The sequence below is a fragment of the Flavobacterium bizetiae genome (assembly GCF_024271895.1).
Taxonomy (GTDB): domain Bacteria; phylum Bacteroidota; class Bacteroidia; order Flavobacteriales; family Flavobacteriaceae; genus Flavobacterium; species Flavobacterium bizetiae.
This window is the reverse complement of record NZ_CP091861.1, coordinates 3140484-3159648: the sequence shown is the minus strand read 5'-3', so window position 1 is coordinate 3159648 and position 19165 is coordinate 3140484. Positions and strand designations below refer to the sequence as shown.

Sequence of the window (19165 nt, the reverse complement as noted above, 5' to 3'; positions counted from 1 at the left end):
GATGTAGTAATGATGCATTGGGATTATGTAAAAATTGATGTAGAAAAATATAAAATCCTTAAAATTTAAATGGGAATCTTACAGACTTAATAAAAATTTTGACAGGTTTTCTTCCTGAGAGAGGTTTAATTTTTTTCTTAAGCGATATCGGTGTAGTTCAACCCCCCTAAAAGAGATATTCATCATAGGTGCAATCTCTTTAGATGAGAGATTCATTTTTAAATAAACACACAATTTTATATCCTTTGGAGTAAGGTTTGGGAATTTTTTAGAAAGGTTTATGATAAACTCATTATGAATTTGATTCAGGTTAGTTTCAAAAATAACCCATTCGTGTTTATTTACTTCGTTTATTTTGATTGCTTTTCTAATTTCACTTTTAAGTTTATTAAAATCTTTTTCTGAATCAAGAATACCCTGAATATTTTCGATCATTTCACTTTGTTTTGCAATTGACAAAGATTTTCCGGCAACTTCTGATGATTTTGTTTGTAATTCCAATTCTAAAATATGTTTTTCATATTCCTGAACGTTCAATTCATTTTCAGCTTTCAATTCCATTTCAAGAATTTCTCTCTGATGCTTTAATTCCTCTGCCTGTAACTTTAATTTCTGGATATATCGCAACTTATTCCATTTATAATAGAAAAAGAGTATTGCACCTATTACAAGTATATATAAAATCACCATCCATATAGAAAAATACCATGGTTTCGCTACATTAAATTCAAATTCCGAAACTTTTTCATAACTGGCACCATTATGTTTGTAGATTATCATAGAATGACTGCCACTACTTAAATTATTCAGTACAATCAATCCGTCAGAGATTTGAATAAAATCTTTATTATTGTTGAGCTTGTAAAATAAATTTGGTTTACTTGCGCCGTAAATACCTGAAATTACATTTATCTTCAGTTCTGTATTATATTTAATCGTAGATTCATCAGAAACCAGGTTATCATCATTAAAGGCTTCAACTTTTACATTTGAATTTTGCTTGTTTTCATATTTCAGCTGAAGGGAGATAAATCCGTCATCAAGATTCAGCAAATAATGATTATTGGTTTTAAAAATTCTTAAATTATCATTGATTAATTTTCCTTTATAATATTTCTCCTGAATAATATTCCATACAAATTTATTTCCTAAAGCCTGAATATGGTATAAAATTCCGTTTTGAAGCACCATAAAATGATCGTCGTCAATAGCCACAACATCGGTTATATCCTTAAAGTTTAGATTAAACAACTCATTCTCTTCTAATTTATTAGTTATAGAATTATAAGTGTACCATGAATTATTAATTAGAAAAAGAATCTCATTTCTAAATTCAAAAATCTTTACTCCAAAATCATTATTGATTTTACTTTGCTGCGTAATATTTTCAACTTTTTTGGTTTTATAATTATCATCGTATAAAACACGATATAATCCTCTGTAATTATCTGCAGCCCAAATTTCATTTTTCTTATTTTGGGCAACATATTTTATTGGTTTCGAAAGATCTTCAATTTTTTTAGTCTGAGTAAGTTTCGCAATATCATCGTAAACTAAAACGCCACTATAAGTAGATTGAAAATAGGTGTTGCTAATAATGCTTTTTGACAAATTCCAGCCACCACTCACATTATTGGTTTTTACTAATGCCCCATTATCGTAACAAAATGTACCATCATTGTGGCCAATAATATATTTATCATTGATTTTAGTAATATTCCAGGCTTGCCCTTGTGTGTTAGGCATCATATGAAACTTACCGGAATCAAATTCAAAAACTCCGTGATTAGATGCAATTAAATATCCTTTATTAGTAGTTGCGACAGAATAAACAGAACCAAGTAGTCCTGAATTATCATAAAAAAAAGAAATAGGCGAATTTACTTCTACATGTGCAATTCCGTTATCTAAACCAAGCCATAAATCATTTTCTTTATCAAAACCAATGCTCAAAATAGAGTTATTCATTAAAACATTATTTCGATCGATATTTTTATAGGTATTTGTTAGGAAGTCATAAATAAAAAGCCCTCTGTTTCCTGTCCCTATAACCAATTTATTCCCTTTAATAAATTTAGCTACATTTATGGTCGCTGCTTTTAAAGTTTCGTTTAAAGGATTATTCCACGGTTTTAGACCGTCTTTTTCTACTATAAAAATTCCTTTTTTCTGTGTAAATATATACGTCTTGTTTTGGTATTTTTCGATGGCGTGTACAACAGTCTTTTTTAAGATATTCCAGCCTTTAGGGTTTGAAATTTCTGAGCCATTCATTTTAAAAAGCCCTTTTTCTACTGAGGCTACATAAACATCATTATCGACAACGAAACAATAGGATATTAAAAATGGAAATTTAATTTTCTCAATGTGTTTTCCATCATAAATAAAGACATCATTGAACGATTGAAAATAAATTGATCCGTTAAATTTGAAAATTTTCCAGATTTCCTCATTATCCTTTTCATCAAACAAACGCAAGTTTTTGGTAATCGAAACATAATGCATCTTACCTTCTTTTCTATACCAATAACCAAATTCTTTATAAGAACCAGAATATATTTTATCTCCTTCGATCATAATCGAACGAATAATTGTTTTATTAGGCAAAGTGTACTTTTCCCAAATCACACCGTCGTAACGTAATAGATAGTGATTATTAGCAAAGTACATGGCATCATCTTTTCCCTGAGCGACATTCCAGATTTGATTGTCTCCCTGATAATCTGATTTATTATAGTTTTCTACGAAAGGAAGTAATTCTTGTGCTTGTATTTGTGAAGCAATGAAAAAGAAGAAAAGAAGTTTAAAAAGTATCGATTTCAAAATATTCGGTTTTATAGCCAAAGATACTGACAAAATTTTTAATCTTAAAGCATAAAAAAAGCTCCCGTCAAGGAGCTCTTTTATATCATTTAATTTTAAAACCAAAGTTAGCGAAACAATTTCTCAGCATAACTTTTAAGTTTCGTAAACGATTAATTATTTAGCAATTGGTATACCTGATTTGCAATTTCATATTCTTCATCTGTTGGTATAACCAAAACTTTTGCTTTTGAATTTGGTGTATTAATTTCTCGAATTTCTTTTGAACGAATTTGATTTTTTTCATGATCTAATTCAATTCCAAAATAATCCATATCTGTACACACTAATTGACGCATATAAGAAGAATTCTCACCTATTCCGGCTGTAAAAATAATAGCATCCAAACCATTTAAAGCCGCTGTGTAGGAACCAATATATTTTCTAATACGATATGCATTCATGAATAAAGCAAGCTGACAATCTTTATTTCCTTTAGCTGCTTCTGACTCAATATCACGTAAATCACTATACCCCGTAAGACCAAGCATTCCGCTTTGTTTTAATAAAATTGAATTGACGTCATCTGCAGAATATCCCAGATTTTTAATCATATAAAAAACTATCGACTGGTCTATATCACCGCTTCTTGTTCCCATAATTAAGCCATTAGATGGCGAAAATCCCATTGTCGTATCAATACATTTTCCGTCTTTAATTGCTGCCATACTACAACCATTACCAATATGAATTGTGATAATTTTTGAGTTTTCTTTTAAAAAATCAATGGCTTTTTCAGACACATATTTATGACTCGTTCCATGAAAACCATAAACTCTAACCTTATTCTCTGTTAAAAGATAATTTGGAATAGCGTACTTGTATGCTACTTCAGGCATTGTTTGATGGAAAGCGGTATCAAAAACAGCAATTTGCTGTGCTGAACTAAATATTTCTTCGGCTACATTAATTCCTTCTAAATTTGCAGGATTATGCAATGGTGCCAATTCAAAAAGCTGTTTAATTTTAGCTTTTACATTATCATCAATTTTAACAGTATCACTAAAATCACTTCCTCCGTGCACTACTCTATGTCCCACTGCACTAATTTCTGAAGTGGATTTTATAACTCCTTTTTCCGGATCTAAAAGCATATTAGCCACTTTTTGTAACCCAACTTTATGATTAGGGATTGGAAGTAATTCTTCTAAGGAATGCAAAGAAGTTTTAAACGTTATATTTGAAGTTTCCAGTCCAATTCTATCAATCATACCCGTACAAATTACTTCGTTTGTTGGCATAACCGTTAATTGGTATTTTATTGATGAACTTCCTGAATTGATAATTAATATTTTCATTTTTTTATAAAGTTTCTAAGGTCCTAAGTGACTAAGATGCTAAGTTTTTTACTCAGGATTTTTAATTTTTAATTTCAGATTTTTAATTAAAGCCCTTGCGCCTGAATCGCTGTAATAACTACTGTATTGATAATATCATCTACTGTACAACCACGGCTTAAATCGTTTACAGGCTTATTTAAACCTTGCAACATTGGACCAATAGCTAATGCTCCGGTTTCTCGTTGTACGGCTTTATAAGTATTGTTTCCTGTATTTAAATCAGGAAAAATAAGTACACTCGCCTGCCCTGCTACTTCAGAGTCCGGCATTTTGCTTTTACCAACTGCACGATCTACCGCGGCATCGTATTGAATTGGTCCTTCAATTTTTAGATCCGGGCGTCTTTGTTTTACAATTTCTGTTGCAGTTCTTACTTTATCTACTTCATCTCCTTTTCCTGAAGCTCCGGAAGAATAAGAAAGCATTGCAATTTTTGGCTCGATTCCGAAAGCGGCACTTGACTCAGCAGATGAAATTGCAATTTCTGCTAATTGCTCTGCTGTTGGATTTGGATTAATAGCACAATCCCCAAACACAGAAACTCTGTCTTCTAAGCACATGAAAAATACAGATGAAACTACAGATGAATTTGGTTTTGTTTTAATAAATTGAAGCGCCGGTAAAATGGTATGTTGCGTAGTATGTGCAGCACCAGAAACCATTCCGTCAGCATGGCCTTTATACACCATCATAGTTCCAAAATAAGATACATCTTCCATTAAATCTCTTGCCATTGTAATACTTACATTCTTTGCTTTTCTAAGCTCATAATATGTATTGGCATAGTCCTCATAGAATTCAGATTCTATCGGATTTATAATATTTACTTTTGAAAAATCAAGTGTAATACCTAGTTCTGTTACTTTATTCTCTATTTGTTTTTTATCACCAATAATCGAAATATCAACAACATTCATGTCCATCAATCTTGCTGCGGCAATAATGATTCTCTCATCATTTCCTTCCGGCAGAACAATATGTTTACGATGCTGTTTGGCTCTTTTAACCATGTTGTATTGAAACATTTTTGGTGTCATACCTTCGGCTTCAAAAGTGATTAATCTTTCAGATAAAGCATCGTTATCAACGTATTTTTCAAAAGTACTAATCGAGGTTTCTATTTTATGCGTATTGTTAGCATAAATCTCTGATTTTATCTTCCCAATTTTATTTGTAATATGATACGTTCCGCCATCAACAGCAATAATTGGTACGATGGCGGATAGTCCTTCTATAAGTTTTAAAATGCTTTCTTCCGGAACAATATTTCCTGTTAGAATAATTCCTGAAATGGTTGGATAATTAGCTGATTCATTTGCCTGCAAAGCACCTAAAATAATATCAGATCTGTCTCCTGGAGTAATCACCAAGGCATTATCATGCAAATGCACTAAATAGTTATGCAATTGCATCGCTCCTACGCTAAAATGCCCAATTTCGTTATTCAGATAATTACCTCCAAATAATACTTTTGCATCAAGTTCATTAACAATTTCCTGCATTGTTGGATTGTTTAAACTTGATATCAGCGGAATTGTATTTACTAAAACATTTGCAGGTAAACTTTTTTGCAGACTTTTAGTAACCAGTTCAATATTCTCGGGCTGTACTTTATTGGCAAAAACAGATAAAACCTCAACATCTTTTACTTTAAAAGAATCATAAACCAAATACAAATTATCTACTAATTCTTCTAAAGTTTTTCCAACTCCGGATGCCAGTATTATAGTAGGAATTCCGAGGTTTTTTGCAATTAAAACATTCAAATCTAATTCGATCGAAGTTCCTTCACCTGTAAAGCTTGTTCCTTCTACCAAAACAAAATCAAAGCGTTCTTCAAGCTTTTTGTATTTTTCGATAATAAGATCCAGGACCTCTCCTATTTTTCCTTTATTTTTCTTCTTGATCAGTTTGCTTTTCGTTATTGCATACGCATCTTCAAACTTAATATCCAGATTAAAATACGACAAAACCGTTTCAATATGATTGTCTAATTCTCCATCAATAAAATCCTCTACAATGGGTCTAAAATAACCTACTTTAGCTGTCTTACCAATCAAAATACTCATCAAACCGAGTGTAATAATTGATTTCCCACTATTATGGTCGCTTGTGGCTATATATACTGCTTTACTCATAATTTTATATTTTGAAACTTAACAAATTTTTGAATTATATAATAAACGCTAAAACCAGCGTCTTTTTTTAAAATAAATAATCAGGGCAATTACAAGAAAAAACATCGCAATCATCACGCTGTGATACCCATATTTATATCGAAGCTCCGGCATATTCTCGAAGTTCATTCCGTAGACCCCAACAATAAAAGTAAGCGGAATAAATATGGCCGAAATAATGGTAAGTGTTTTCATTATTTCATTCATTTTTCGGCTTTGTTCAGAAAAATAAAAGTTCGATGCGCTTTCTAGTGAACTCATATCAGACTCAATTTGCTCTAGAAGTTCTAAACTTTTTTGATGCAAACGAATGAAAAAACTAAACGTTTCTTTTTCAATTCCGTTATAAGTATCATCATCTTTAATTGTTTTTAAATAATACAACGAATCCCTTAACGGAACTATTGAACGTTTTAAAAAATTAAAATTATCACGGTGATTTTCAATTTTTTCCAGAATAATAGGATCAGCTCCTTTTTTAGTCAGATTGATTAATTCTTCGATCTTATCCTCTTCGTCTTCAATTGTAATGTAAAAATTCTCCATTACCGCATCTAACAATAAATACAGTAAATAATCGACTTTTTTAGTTCTTACAATTCCGGCATGAGTACGAAGACGCTCCCTAATATGAGTAAAAAAATCGCTTCTTTTTTCCTGAAACGAAATCAAAATTCCGTCTTTCAAAATAAAGCTAATTTGCTCAACGCTAATATTATCTGAATATTCAGAAGGCAAAAGAGATTTTATATTAAAAAACAAAATATCTTTTTGCTCTTCAAGTTTTGTTCTTTTGCTAGTATTTAAAATATCGGCTAATAAAAAATCATCTAACTTAAAATGAGCACCAACCGTTTTAAGTAAATTAATATCATTTAATCCGTGAATGTTGAGCCAGTTATTTTTAGTATAATCAATACAAGTATTTAATGCCAAGACGCTGAATTTTTCATATTCAATAACATCTGCATCATCATATACAAAAAGTTGCATCTCGGTTTTATGCTCTTTTTGTGTGCCAGTATACTCTAAAGTAATGTGTTGCAGCTTACGTCCTTTCTTGTATTTGATCTTTCTCATGCAAAAATATTTACATAGTAATATTACGAAAAAGAATTCGAACAGTAAATGACATTTATCATTTTGGCAAAATCAACTAAAAAACAAAACTTATACTAATAGTAACATAATCTCATAAAATAAATCAAATATTCCAAAGCTTATTTCATCGTTTATTCATTAATATATTAATTCTTATAATCTTCTACAGTAACGGTATAAGACAAATTTGTAAATCTTCCATTTTTTATCTCATAATTCTCTGGAGTAACAATCTTATTTTGTAATACATCAACCTTCGATGCTTTAAAACTAAAAGTACCTGACACTTTTCTTTTTACCGGATCCATTGCGGTAATCGTTATTTTTCCAATAGTAGTTTCATATTCAGCATAAGTATTACCCTCTATTAAATACTTATTTGTAAAAAATGATTCAAGTGGAATTAACAAAGCTTCTTTCATAGGATCTTTTAGAATAAAATTATATTCTTTAAGAGGCATTGCATTAACAGCTGTTGATTTACTAGTACAAAATAATGTTAATATTTGTGTATCATCTTGAACAACAATTTCAAGAAGCTGATCCATTCCCTTCACTTTCATAAATGCCACACTATTTATTTTGGTAGGTTTCCAGTTAACGCCATTTATTGTAGCCGAAACTGAGTTAACATTTTTATTCCCGGCATCTTCATCATCGCTACTGCAATTAGCAAATAAAAGAGTAAGGAAAATCAATCCTAAACTCGCAATTCTATTCATGTTCATTTTCAATACATTTTTTTTAGATTTATTTTCCTACAAATGTATAAAATAAAAGAGTATATATTGATAATAAATATAGTAAGGTAAAAAATTAACAAACAAAAAAAGCCGAATCATTTCTGATTCGGCTTTTCATTATCATTAAAGAAGAATTATTTTACTTCTTCGAATTCAACGTCTTCAACATTGTCTCCAGATTGCTCTTGTTGTGGAGCAGCTTGTTGACCTTGTTCACCTTGAGCATACATAGCTTCTGTAGCTGTTTTCCAAGCTGCATTGATGTTGTCAAGAGCAGTTTGAATAGCTGGAATGTCTTGAGATTGGTGAGCCATTCTCAATTCAGTTAAAGCGTACTCAACAGCAACTTTGTGATCGTCAGCTAATTTGCTTCCTAACTCTTTCAATTGACTTTCTGTTTGGAAAATCATGCTGTCAGCTTCGTTTAATTTCTCAGCTCTTTCTTTAGCTATTTTGTCAGCATCAGCGTTAGCTTCAGCATCTTTTTTCATTTTTTCGATTTCTTCAGCTGTTAAACCAGAAGAAGCTTCGATACGGATATCGTGAGATTTTCCAGTTCCTTTATCAGTTGCAGAAACTTTGATGATACCATTCGCATCGATATCAAAAGTAACCTCGATTTGAGGAACTCCTCTTGGTGCTGGTGGAATACCATCTAAGTGGAAACGACCGATAGTTTTGTTATCAGCAGCCATTGCTCTTTCTCCTTGTAATACGTGAATTTCAACAGATGGTTGAGAATCAGCAGCAGTAGAGAATACTTGAGATTTTTTAGTTGGGATAGTTGTGTTAGACTCAATTAATTTAGTCAATACACCACCCATAGTTTCGATACCTAAAGAAAGAGGTGTTACGTCAAGTAACAATACATCTTTTACATCTCCAGATAAAACTCCACCTTGAATAGCAGCTCCAATAGCAACAACCTCATCAGGGTTAACACCTTTAGACGCTTTTTTACCAAAGAATTTTTCAACTTCGTCAGCAATTCTTGGCATACGAGTAGAACCTCCAACAAGAATAACTTCGTCGATATCAGATGTAGATAAACCTGCATCTTTTAATGCTTTAGCAACTGGCTCCATAGAACGTTTTACTAAAGTATCAGATAATTTTTCGAACTGTGCTCTAGATAATTTTTTCACTAAGTGTTTTGGTCCAGAAGCAGTAGCAGTTACGTATGGCAAGTTGATTTCAGTTTCAGCAGAAGATGATAATTCAATCTTAGCTTTCTCTGCAGCCTCTTTCAAACGTTGCAATGACATTGGATCTAAACGTAAATCAATACCTTCTTCAGATTTGAAATCGTCAGCTAACCAGTCAATAATAACTTGGTCAAAATCATCACCACCTAAGTGAGTATCACCATTTGTAGACAATACTTCGAATACACCGTCTCCTAATTCAAGAACAGAGATATCAAAAGTACCTCCTCCTAAATCGTAAACAGCAATTTTTTGATCAGTTCCTTTTTTATCTAATCCGTAAGCAAGTGCAGCTGCAGTTGGCTCATTGATGATACGCATAACTTTAAGACCAGCAATTTCACCAGCTTCTTTAGTAGCCTGACGTTGTGCATCGTTAAAGTAAGCAGGAACAGTAATAACTGCCTCAGTTACAGTTTGACCTAAATAGTCTTCAGCAGTTTTTTTCATTTTTTGAAGTGTCATTGCTGACAATTCTTGAGCAGTGTATAAACGACCGTCAATATCCACACGTGGAGTATTGTTGTCACCTTTTACAACACTGTAAGGAACTCTTTTTGCCTCTTCTTGAGTTTCAGCAAAAGTGTGTCCCATAAAACGTTTAATAGAAGCAATCGTTTTTGTAGGATTCGTTACCGCTTGTCTTTTTGCAGGATCACCCACTTTAATTTCTCCACCTTCAACAAAAGCGATGATAGATGGCGTTGTTCTTTTTCCTTCTGCGTTAGGAATAACAACTGCTTCGTTACCTTCCATTACAGAAACACAAGAGTTCGTCGTACCTAAGTCAATTCCGATTATTTTACCCATTTTTTATATATTTAATTTTGATATACTAATTTATAACTCAGGTGGCATAAGTCAATCTTTGTGCCAATATAAAAAACCAAAGTAAATTGTCAGTTTTACTGTCGGCACAATAAAAACAATCTGACAACATGACATTTTTAAAACCTGACATTCGTGGCATATCAGTACTTTACGTGTCATTATCAGGAGCTAATCCCGCTCTCCGCTATATCTTTTATGGCGAACCCCGCCATAAAAGGATGCCGCTGCTATCGGGGCTAGGACATCCGTTTCAAAATAACATTAATATGATAACTAATAAATAAAAAACGCCCACACCTCGCTTCTACTATTGTTCTACATCAGAATTGTAAAGTTAGGAATTTTAGGCTCCTTAAAAATATTTATAAGAAAAAGTTTATATTTGAAAAATATTAAAATGATATCTTGCTCATCATAAATTTCAGCCATAAAATAAGAACACTTACCCAATGAAAGCATACATTCAAACAGACAAATCCGGAAACTATTATAATGTAAACGCTTATGTTGCCAACGAGGGCTTTCAAACTTTAGGTTGGGAAACCGAAAAATATTTTTCAGTAGAGGATATCGAAAACAACGATCCGGAAAGTTTAATTGTTGGCGGAATTGGCAATGTGAGAAAACGACTGGAAAAATTTGGAATCGAGCGACCTTCAAAAGAAATAGACTATCCTAAAGAATTAGAAAAATACTTAGGCAGAAAAGTTTGGGTTGCTACAATTGAAGAAATATTTGCAGACGAAAGAAATTGGAATATTTTTATAAAACCAAAAAAAGAGACCAAAAAATTCACCGGAAAAGTCGTTAAAAACTATAAAGACTTTATTGGAATTGTTGACAACGATAACCCAACGCAAATTTGGTGCTCTGAAATAGTCAATTTTAAAACCGAATGGAGATGTTTTATAAGATATGGAGAAATTCTAGACATAAGACAGTACAAAGGTGCCTGGGATTCTAAACTCGACTTGTCCGTAATTAAAAATGCCATTAAAGATTTTAAAAGTGCTCCGGCTTCATACGCTTTAGATTTTGGAATAGACGACAATGATACTATGAAATTAGTAGAAATAAATGACGGCCATTCGTTAGGAACTTACGGAATAAGCCCTACAAATTATGCTAAGTTTTTATCTGCGAGATGGTCAGAACTCACAAAAACAAAAGATTATGCTCACTTTTAAAATTACTGTTTCTAACTGGAGATTCTGATTACTAACTTATTTTCTGCTAAATTGAAATTTCAGCAATTGCAACGAAAATCATAAAGCATCATACAATAACAAGCACAACAAATGACATGAATTTACACAACCTCTATGTTTTAATAGTACTACTGTTTGTAAACCTATCTTTTGCACAGACATTAAAAATAACTGACTTTAGAAAAATAGTTAATTATGCTAACCCCGTTGAGCATAAAGAATTATCATCAAAAGGTTTTAGATTACTAAGTGATTCGATATCGACCTATCACAAGAAATTTAAATTTAACAATCCAGAAACAAAAGAAATAATTGAGTTAAGATTGATCACAGACAAAGAAGGAGGAAAATTCTCAAGTATCATCTATTTTTTGCCAACTGAATTTACTTATAAAAATTTTATCTCAACATTGCCAATTTTTAAATTCAAGTATAACAAAAGAAATGCACGTTATCAACTGCCAACAAGTTCATATTCGGGCGAGAATATTTATCTTAACGACTTAATACAACTTGACGGAAAGAAATACTACGCTTTAAAATACGATCATTACGTAGACAAAGCATTGTCTGTACCAACAATTGAAAGCATAACGAGACCAAATTAAATTCACTGCATTTCTATTTTAAATAAGAACAAAAAACATCCAATTTCAGTAAAACATACATCTTTCGTGTATTTTTGAGTTGGTTGATAATTTTACAAAATCACCCAACGACAATATAAAAATACAAACACAAATTATGATAATTATTCTTTTAATATTCTTTTATCTTTTATATGTACTAATCAAATGGATAAGTAAAAAGAAGAAAAGAATTCAATGGACTTTTGGAATTATAGGAATATTAATTTTAATAAATATTATTGATTCATTATTTTTTACAAAAATGGAATTCATTCAATCAAAAGTTTATCCGCACTTATATCTTGTCAAAAACCAAATTAATAACCAAGACTCATTAAATACAGTAATAAAAAACATGGTTGTTCAAAAAATGAACGATGAATTTATTGGCAAAGAAAATAAGTACAAGCATAAATATCAATATAATTCTGAATCAGCTTCAAGGACTGATCTATATTATTCCTTAAGTTTTTATAGATATTATAAAGGCTGGGGAACGAATCCTTTTGGAGAGGCCGGAACTGAACATTTTATAAATAATGAAGAAGATCCCGGAGGATTTAGCAGTGAACTTCTTGAGCATTATTATGAATATAGAATTGCGAGATTTGATATTGAATTTTGCACGAATGACACCATCAAATATTTTGGCGTTTTAAAATATTTTCAAAACGGACAGGAAATGAAAACAGATACAATTATCAATCAGTGTAAAACAGAATAAAATAATCATAAACAAAATAAACCTAATTGATAATCAAAAATGAAAAAGATATTCTCACTACTTTTTATTCTCATTCAATTTACCATTTACGTGCAAGCACAAGAATTAAAAGATAATTTTAATGTCATTATTAGAACCGAAGAAGGCGATTTAAACAATGATGGCTTAGTAGATAAAGTATTTATCAAAATGGACACAATAGATAATACACAGCCTTTAAAATTAGAGATCTATTTTTCACAAAAAAACGGAAAATATAAATTAAACGTAGCCACAAAAAAATTAATGGAAGCCCAATATCCAAACGGAAAATATGGCGGAAATCAAATTCCTGATGTAATGATTGAAGATGGCAATTTGATTTTATATTCCGAAATTGGCAAAAACCACTTTTCGCATCTCTTTAAATTTAAAAATGGCTATTTTGAATTACAAAAAATATCAAATGTGGTTTGGGATGGCCAAAACTTAACCACCGAAACGGATTTTAACCTATTATCAGGACAAAGAACCGAAATAACAAAAGCACTAGGTTCTGAAAAAATCGTCAAAAAAACATCAAAAAAAATCGTGGTAACACCATTACCAAAAATCGACACTTTTAGATCTTTTGACAGTAAACTGAATTAAAAACACCCTAAAACTTATACGATAGACATACATAATTTGAGCAAAAACATCAACCCAAAACAACCTAATTGATCAACTGAAAGTCTTCAAAACAAATAAATATTATATTTGAAATATTCAAACCTCTTTCAAAACTAAACCAATGAACCTCTTTCGATCTCTTGTAATTCTACTGCTTCCCTTCTGCTTAATGGGCCAGACGAAAAAAGATAATATAAAAATTATCGGGAAAATTAATGGAAAAATTCCTGATATTATCGAATATACGTTACCTATAAACGGGATAGATTTCTTTGGATTTACAGATTCTGTTCAGCCGGATGCTGCGGGTAATTTTCAAATAAATCTTCCTTTAAATAAAACTGCTTTCATTGACTTATCAAACAAATACAAATCATTCGGAACTTTAATCGCAGAACCCGGAATGACTTATAAAGTTTACATCGATACTGAAGCCCCCGAAAACAAATTTCGCATAGAATCTCAAAACCAAAAAGGACAATCATCATACAATCAGATTCCTAACCGAAGCATGATTGTTGGAGGACATTTTGAACTTGAAACAAAAAGTTATATAAAAGACAGTATTCCGTCTGAAATAAAACAGAAATTAGAGAAAAGCAAACAAACAGAATTAGAAGGTTTTAAGCAATTATTAAAAGATAAAATCATTTCTAAAAGCTTTTACAATCTTGTACAGACAGATCGTGATTACTTTTATAAAGGTGCACAAGGAAGTCTTGCATTTATAAATTACTTAAATTCAGCTTATAAAGAAAACAAACTAAGTCCTGCACAATACAAAGAACTCTGGGCAGACATTTTTCAGTCGAATCCCGTTACCAATCCTGAACTTTTAAGCTCTCCATGGTTTTATTTTTACGTCGAAAATTATTTACGCTATAAAGAATTAATTATCGAGGGAATAGATATTGCATCACTGCAAGAATTTAATAAGCAAGGACTAATTCACACTCATAATATTGCTAACGCAAAAAAATATTTATCCGGACCTCAACTCGAATATTATTTTGCAGCTTATCTCTATTATGAATCAATCAATAAAAACTACGAAAAAGAACTGATTGCGCTTTTTGAGCAATTTAAAAAAGAATATCCTGCAAGCGCTTACACTCATTTTCTGGAGCCTGTGATTATACCCATTTTGGCATTTCACAAAAAACAGGAAGAACCTTTAAACGAGAAAATTAAATTCATAGATAATGCTGCAAACATCAACTCCGTAAAAGAAACCATAAAAGGATTAAACGGAAAACTATTTTATGTTGATATCTGGGCAACGTGGTGCGGGCCGTGCAAGGCAGAGTTTAAAGACAATGCCAAATTATACCAATTACTAAAATCAAAAAACATTACCATGGTTTACATTTCTATAGACAAGGAAAACCGTGAAGCGCAATGGCGCGAAATGAGTCATTTTTATAATCTTGAAGGAAATCATATTCGCGCAAACGAAAAACTAGACGCTGATCTGCGAAATTTATACGGCAATCCGTCTCTTGCAATCCCGTGGCATTTTTTAACGGACGAAAACGGAAACATTATTAAAAAAAATCTAAGTGGTCCATCTGACATCGAAAACTTAGCAAAACAACTCAATGAAAATTAATCCATAATGGAAAACTACAGCATTATTATATTTATACTCGCCATTGTTATAGGACTATCTGCCTTTGCTGATAAAGCTAAACTTCCTTATCATATTCTATTGGTTATCGTAGGAATCGCCATTGGTTTTATTCCCACGATGAGCGAAATCGAAATCAATCCTGAAATCATATTCCTGATATTTCTTCCGCCATTATTATACGATGCCTCTTTTAATATTTCTCCAAAAGATTTTAAAACCAACATCAATACCATTGGAACTTTAGCCGTTTCATTAGTTTTTCTTACCGCGGCAGGAATTGCGGTTGTAGCCTACTATATAATTCCCGGAATGACGTGGCCACTAGCATTTGTACTAGGGGCAATACTTTCGGCTACTGATGCCGTTGCAGCAATCAGCGTAACAAAAGGATTAAAATTATCACATAAAACCTTAACCATTTTAGAAGGCGAAAGTCTTATAAATGACGCCTCTGCACTTGTTGCCTATCGTTTTGCCGTTGCCGCGGTAATGGGATCATCCTTTATCATCTGGAAAGCTACTTTAGAATTCATCTTGTTATTAGGCGGAGGTTTTTTAGTGGGTTTCACTCTGGCAAAAATTCTGGCTTTCATTTTAAACCGCGTGCAAAAAAACATAAACGTAACAATAAGTTTTATGCTTTTAATGCCATTTGTAGCCTATTTGGTTGCAGAAAACTTACATGTATCAGGAGTTATTGCCGTTGTTGTTTTAGGACTTACCATAGCCCGTTTTAGCAAAAAAATATTTCCGGAAAGTTTAAAGAATCAATCCAGAAGCCTTTGGGACATTATTATTTTCTTGCTTAACGGATTAATCTTCATCTTAATTGGACTTAACTTTCGTTATGTATTAAAACATATTGATGACGGGATGGTATTGCCTTATATTGGCTATGCTGTTATTATCACAATTGTAGCTTTATTAATAAGAATGGCAAGGATATTTCTTCAAAAAATAAATCTTCAAAAAGCCTTTCAAAATACCAAACGAAAAAGAAGAGTCAGCGAACACGCTCTTCTTGACACCAACAACAGTATTATATTAAGTTGGTCAGGAATGCGGGGTATTGTTTCTCTGGCCATTGCAATTGGTATTCCAAAACAACTTGAAGACGGAACTCCTTTTCCGGAACGCGATGCGATCATTTTTATTTCTGTTGCCGTTGTATTGCTAACGCTTATTGGGCAGGGGCTCACTTTGCCATGGATCGTAAAAAAATTAAATCTTAAACAAGAAGAACCGCAATCATAATTTTCTAAAAATCCATATTGAATTACAGACTTCAAAACATTTAATGGTTTGTAATGTTTTTTCTATATTTTTACTCAGATAAAACATTAACTAAACCAAAAACCAATTTAATGAATGACAATTTAAAGTATACTGCCAAATTATTTAGCAGTGCAACATTTAGCTTTTTCAAAATAAACATTATCGGACAATTTTTATATGCTATTATAGGTGTTTTTACACTTTGTACCATAGTCTATCAATCAGGAACCGGCATGGGACACGTTACCGGAGGAGCCGCTATAATGCTGTTATTTGCACTTAGACCTATTGGTTTTGGCTTAACAGTAATCTCTATATTTGCCGGCCCGTTTTTATTATTTACTTTGGGTAATAAATATATAATGTCAAAAATCATCAATAAATTAATATCAGACAAAGGCGAAGTTTTACTTTTTCCTATAATTGATAAAGTGATCGACAAACTCAAATCAAAACAACCTGAATTATTAAGAGCAGGAGCAGACAAAGCTATGCTTCAATTAAAATTAATACAAGCGTTTAAAGATTCTGATGAGAACAAATGGGTTAAAAAAATATTGATTTACGGACTTAAAAAAATAAGCCTTGACGAAGTTGATTTTAAAGATGAAAATGTAAGCTTTTCAGATATTATCAAAAATAAAATCATAACAGGCTTACAAAATATTTCGCAACCCAGCAGAAACTTTTTCTGGATCATTCTTGGAGTACAAATTATTCTCCTGATTTTGATTCTTACTCAAGTTATCTAATCCAAAAACATATAGAGTAAATACCATGAATCACGAATTAGAAAGTCATTTTGACGAATTTGACAAAGCACCTGTAATTAGACGAAAACTATTACCGTGGTGGATTAAAACCTTTTGCTGGATTTTTATGATTTTAAGCGTTTGCGCCGTTGCATCTGTTATTACGAACTTTTTTATTCCAAATGTAAATCTTTCTCTTTATGGCTTTTCAAGCAATACTGCTTTTTCAGGAATAGGAGTTTTTATTATTGCAGTTATGATCTTTAAGGGTTTTGCTGCATATTCACTTTGGTTCGAAAAGCCCAATGCAATTTCAATAGGCAAAATAGATGCCATTTGCGGAATCGTAATTTGCATTGTTTCTATGTTTGCGCTGCCTCTTGTAGATAATAACATCCATTTTTCTATAAGATTAGAAATACTTTTACTTATTCCCTATTACAGAAAACTGAATAAAATTGAGTACGAATGGGATAATCTGGAAAGCCTATAAAATATGTTTATTGCATACTTTAAGATTTTCTAAGAAACAGTTTATTATTTTATTTGTAATTTCGATTTTCATTAAAATACAAACAAAAAATGGCTTCATTTATTAAAGAAATATCTTTTCGCTGGTCAGATCTTGACCCTAATTTTCACGTTCGTCACAGTGCCTATTACGATTTTGGTGCGCAACACCGTATCGAAATTCTCGAAGAACTTGGGCTTACATTAAGAGTAATGCAAACACAAGGTTTTGGACCCGTTTTATTTAGAGAAGAATGTATTTTTAGAAAAGAATTAAAACTTTCTGATAAGATATTCCTTCACACCAAAACATCAAAAATGAAAGCCGATGCATCGCGTTGGTCGATCATTCACGAATTTAGAAGAGAAGATGATACACTTTGTGCCGTTATTACTGTTGACGGCGCCTGGATGGATACTAAACTTCGTAAACTAGCGTCACCTACACCTGAAATCGCAATTCAGGCTTTAAGTATTTTCCCGAAAAGTGATGATTTCGTAGACTTATAAAATAAACTTTGTTTTTCTTAACTTTATAAAATCCAAAAAGCAATAATTTAAATATATGTTTTTTGGATTTTTTCTTTTCAGTATTAAACCACTCTTTTTAAAATTGTCATTTAGATATCTCTTATTATATTTAATAACAATAACTTTGTTAAACTAGAAATTTAAAAATATTAAAAGCTTATGTTCGACTTTGCAAAAGACTTTAGAATAGGCATAATTATTTCTATAATTGCACTTACCACAATTATTTTAGGAGCAGTTACAGATAAAGTATTACGCTATTTTTTGTACAGAAAACTAAGCAATAAAGAATATGATGCAACAGGTTTCAAGTTTTTAAAACATTTAATAATAACTGTAATTTATATTCTTGGATTTGCTTTTGCCTTAATTCAAATTCCTGAATTTAGAATTATTGGTCATTCCTTTTTGGCTGGTGCAGGTGTTATATCAATCGTAGCGGGTTTGGCTTCACAACAGGCATTAAGCAATATTGTGAGCGGAATTTTTCTCGTAATTTTTAAACCCTTCCGAATCAATGATAAAATCACGATCAATAATTTTGTGGGTACAGTTGAAGATATCAATTTAAGACAAGTCGTTTTAAAAGATGCGGAAAACAATCGAATCATAATTCCAAACTCCGTAATAAGCGCCCAGATTATTGTAAACACCAATATGCATGATACCAAATGCTGTAAAATAATCGAAATAGGGATAGGTTACGAATCTAATGTCGAAGAAGCATTAGAAATTATGAAAGAAGAAGTTGCCAAACATCCCCTATTTATAGATACCAGAACAGCCGAAGATAAAAAACAAAAAAAGCAATTGGTTACAGCCCGTGTTGTGGCATTGGCAGATTCAAGTGTAACATTAAAAGCCTGGGCATGGTCAAAAAATTCGACAGATGGTTTTGTTATGTATTGTGATTTACTGCAAAGCATTAAAAAACGCTTTGATGAAGCTAATATTGATATTCCGTATCCGCAAAGGGTAGTTACCATAAAGAAATAA

General features: G+C 31.8%; 16 protein-coding genes. 10 read left to right on the top strand and 6 right to left on the bottom strand.

The window, feature by feature from the left end; genetic code table 11:
- Positions 1-78: 78 nt before the first annotated feature.
- The 6 genes from L0669_RS13735 to dnaK all read right to left on the bottom strand — a co-directional run bounded on the left by L0669_RS13735 (position 79) and on the right by dnaK (position 10238).
- Positions 79-2823 (bottom strand): helix-turn-helix and ligand-binding sensor domain-containing protein, encoded by a 2745-nt coding sequence (locus L0669_RS13735; protein WP_263758256.1) that lies wholly within the window; start codon positions 2821-2823, stop codon positions 79-81.
- Positions 2824-2975: 152 nt separating this feature from the next.
- Positions 2976-4160 carry an acetate/propionate family kinase gene (locus tag L0669_RS13730; RefSeq protein ID WP_263758255.1) on the bottom strand — a complete coding sequence of 395 codons (1185 nt, stop codon included), beginning with the start codon at positions 4158-4160 and terminating at the stop codon, positions 2976-2978.
- 86 nt (positions 4161-4246) lie between these two features.
- Positions 4247-6340, bottom strand: a complete 2094-nt coding sequence (gene pta / locus L0669_RS13725) for a phosphate acetyltransferase (RefSeq protein ID WP_263758254.1) — start codon at positions 6338-6340, stop codon at positions 4247-4249.
- Positions 6341-6388: 48 nt separating this feature from the next.
- Positions 6389-7459: a magnesium/cobalt transporter CorA gene (gene corA, locus L0669_RS13720; protein WP_263758253.1), complete on the bottom strand. Its 1071-nt coding sequence runs from the start codon at positions 7457-7459 to the stop codon at positions 6389-6391.
- A 167-nt stretch (positions 7460-7626) separates the two neighbouring features.
- Entirely contained in the window at positions 7627-8208 is a 582-nt protein-coding gene (locus tag L0669_RS13715) for a DUF6252 family protein (RefSeq protein ID WP_263758252.1), read from the bottom strand.
- A 149-nt stretch (positions 8209-8357) separates the two neighbouring features.
- Positions 8358-10238, bottom strand: a complete 1881-nt coding sequence (gene dnaK, locus L0669_RS13710; RefSeq protein ID WP_173972930.1) for a molecular chaperone DnaK — start codon at positions 10236-10238, stop codon at positions 8358-8360.
- 470 nt (positions 10239-10708) lie between these two features.
- On the opposite strand from dnaK, the gene L0669_RS13705 reads away from it, so the two are divergent.
- The 10 genes from L0669_RS13705 to L0669_RS13660 all read left to right on the top strand — a co-directional run bounded on the left by L0669_RS13705 (position 10709) and on the right by L0669_RS13660 (position 19165).
- A complete protein-coding gene (locus L0669_RS13705) occupies positions 10709-11446 on the top strand; it encodes an ATP-grasp domain-containing protein (RefSeq protein ID WP_263758251.1) in 738 nt (245 codons plus the stop codon).
- A 116-nt stretch (positions 11447-11562) separates the two neighbouring features.
- Positions 11563-12075 (top strand): hypothetical protein, encoded by a 513-nt coding sequence (locus tag L0669_RS13700; protein WP_263758250.1) that lies wholly within the window; start codon positions 11563-11565, stop codon positions 12073-12075.
- A 391-nt stretch (positions 12076-12466) separates the two neighbouring features.
- Positions 12467-12820: a hypothetical protein gene (locus tag L0669_RS13695; protein ID WP_263758249.1), complete on the top strand. Its 354-nt coding sequence runs from the start codon at positions 12467-12469 to the stop codon at positions 12818-12820.
- Positions 12821-12859: 39 nt separating this feature from the next.
- Positions 12860-13450, top strand: coding sequence for a hypothetical protein (locus L0669_RS13690; RefSeq protein ID WP_263758248.1), 591 nt, complete (start codon positions 12860-12862; stop codon positions 13448-13450).
- Positions 13451-13592: 142 nt separating this feature from the next.
- Positions 13593-15080, top strand: coding sequence for a TlpA family protein disulfide reductase (locus tag L0669_RS13685; protein ID WP_263758247.1), 1488 nt, complete (start codon positions 13593-13595; stop codon positions 15078-15080).
- Between the two features lie 6 nt (positions 15081-15086).
- Positions 15087-16355 (top strand): Na+/H+ antiporter, encoded by a 1269-nt coding sequence (locus L0669_RS13680; RefSeq protein WP_263758245.1) that lies wholly within the window; start codon positions 15087-15089, stop codon positions 16353-16355.
- 110 nt (positions 16356-16465) lie between these two features.
- Complete coding sequence (locus L0669_RS13675) at positions 16466-17128, top strand: hypothetical protein (RefSeq protein WP_263758244.1); 663 nt, start codon at positions 16466-16468, stop codon at positions 17126-17128.
- A 25-nt stretch (positions 17129-17153) separates the two neighbouring features.
- A complete protein-coding gene (locus L0669_RS13670) occupies positions 17154-17621 on the top strand; it encodes a hypothetical protein (protein WP_263758243.1) in 468 nt (155 codons plus the stop codon).
- An 89-nt stretch (positions 17622-17710) separates the two neighbouring features.
- Positions 17711-18148, top strand: a complete 438-nt coding sequence (locus L0669_RS13665) for an acyl-CoA thioesterase (RefSeq protein WP_263758242.1) — start codon at positions 17711-17713, stop codon at positions 18146-18148.
- 180 nt (positions 18149-18328) lie between these two features.
- Entirely contained in the window at positions 18329-19165 is an 837-nt protein-coding gene (locus L0669_RS13660) for a mechanosensitive ion channel family protein (protein WP_263758241.1), read from the top strand.

Bases quoted from the DNA above. Each gene is read 5' to 3' on its own strand.
- L0669_RS13730 (WP_263758255.1), bottom strand. From the start codon at position 4,160: ATGAAAATATTAATTATCAATTCAGGAAGTTCATCAATAAAATACCAA.
- dnaK (WP_173972930.1), bottom strand. From the start codon at position 10,238: ATGGGTAAAATAATCGGAATTGACTTAGGTACGACGAACTCTTGTGTT.
- L0669_RS13675 (WP_263758244.1), top strand. From the start codon at position 16,466: ATGAATGACAATTTAAAGTATACTGCCAAATTATTTAGCAGTGCAACA.
- L0669_RS13695 (WP_263758249.1), top strand. From the start codon at position 12,467: ATGAACGATGAATTTATTGGCAAAGAAAATAAGTACAAGCATAAATAT.
- L0669_RS13680 (WP_263758245.1), top strand. From the start codon at position 15,087: ATGGAAAACTACAGCATTATTATATTTATACTCGCCATTGTTATAGGA.
- L0669_RS13660 (WP_263758241.1), top strand. From the start codon at position 18,329: ATGTTCGACTTTGCAAAAGACTTTAGAATAGGCATAATTATTTCTATA.
- L0669_RS13690 (WP_263758248.1), top strand. From the start codon at position 12,860: ATGAAAAAGATATTCTCACTACTTTTTATTCTCATTCAATTTACCATT.
- L0669_RS13665 (WP_263758242.1), top strand. From the start codon at position 17,711: ATGGCTTCATTTATTAAAGAAATATCTTTTCGCTGGTCAGATCTTGAC.
- L0669_RS13700 (WP_263758250.1), top strand. From the start codon at position 11,563: ATGAATTTACACAACCTCTATGTTTTAATAGTACTACTGTTTGTAAAC.
- L0669_RS13685 (WP_263758247.1), top strand. From the start codon at position 13,593: ATGAACCTCTTTCGATCTCTTGTAATTCTACTGCTTCCCTTCTGCTTA.
- L0669_RS13715 (WP_263758252.1), bottom strand. From the start codon at position 8,208: ATGAACATGAATAGAATTGCGAGTTTAGGATTGATTTTCCTTACTCTT.
- L0669_RS13705 (WP_263758251.1), top strand. From the start codon at position 10,709: ATGAAAGCATACATTCAAACAGACAAATCCGGAAACTATTATAATGTA.
- corA (WP_263758253.1), bottom strand. From the start codon at position 7,459: ATGAGAAAGATCAAATACAAGAAAGGACGTAAGCTGCAACACATTACT.
- L0669_RS13670 (WP_263758243.1), top strand. From the start codon at position 17,154: ATGAATCACGAATTAGAAAGTCATTTTGACGAATTTGACAAAGCACCT.
- pta (WP_263758254.1), bottom strand. From the start codon at position 6,340: ATGAGTAAAGCAGTATATATAGCCACAAGCGACCATAATAGTGGGAAA.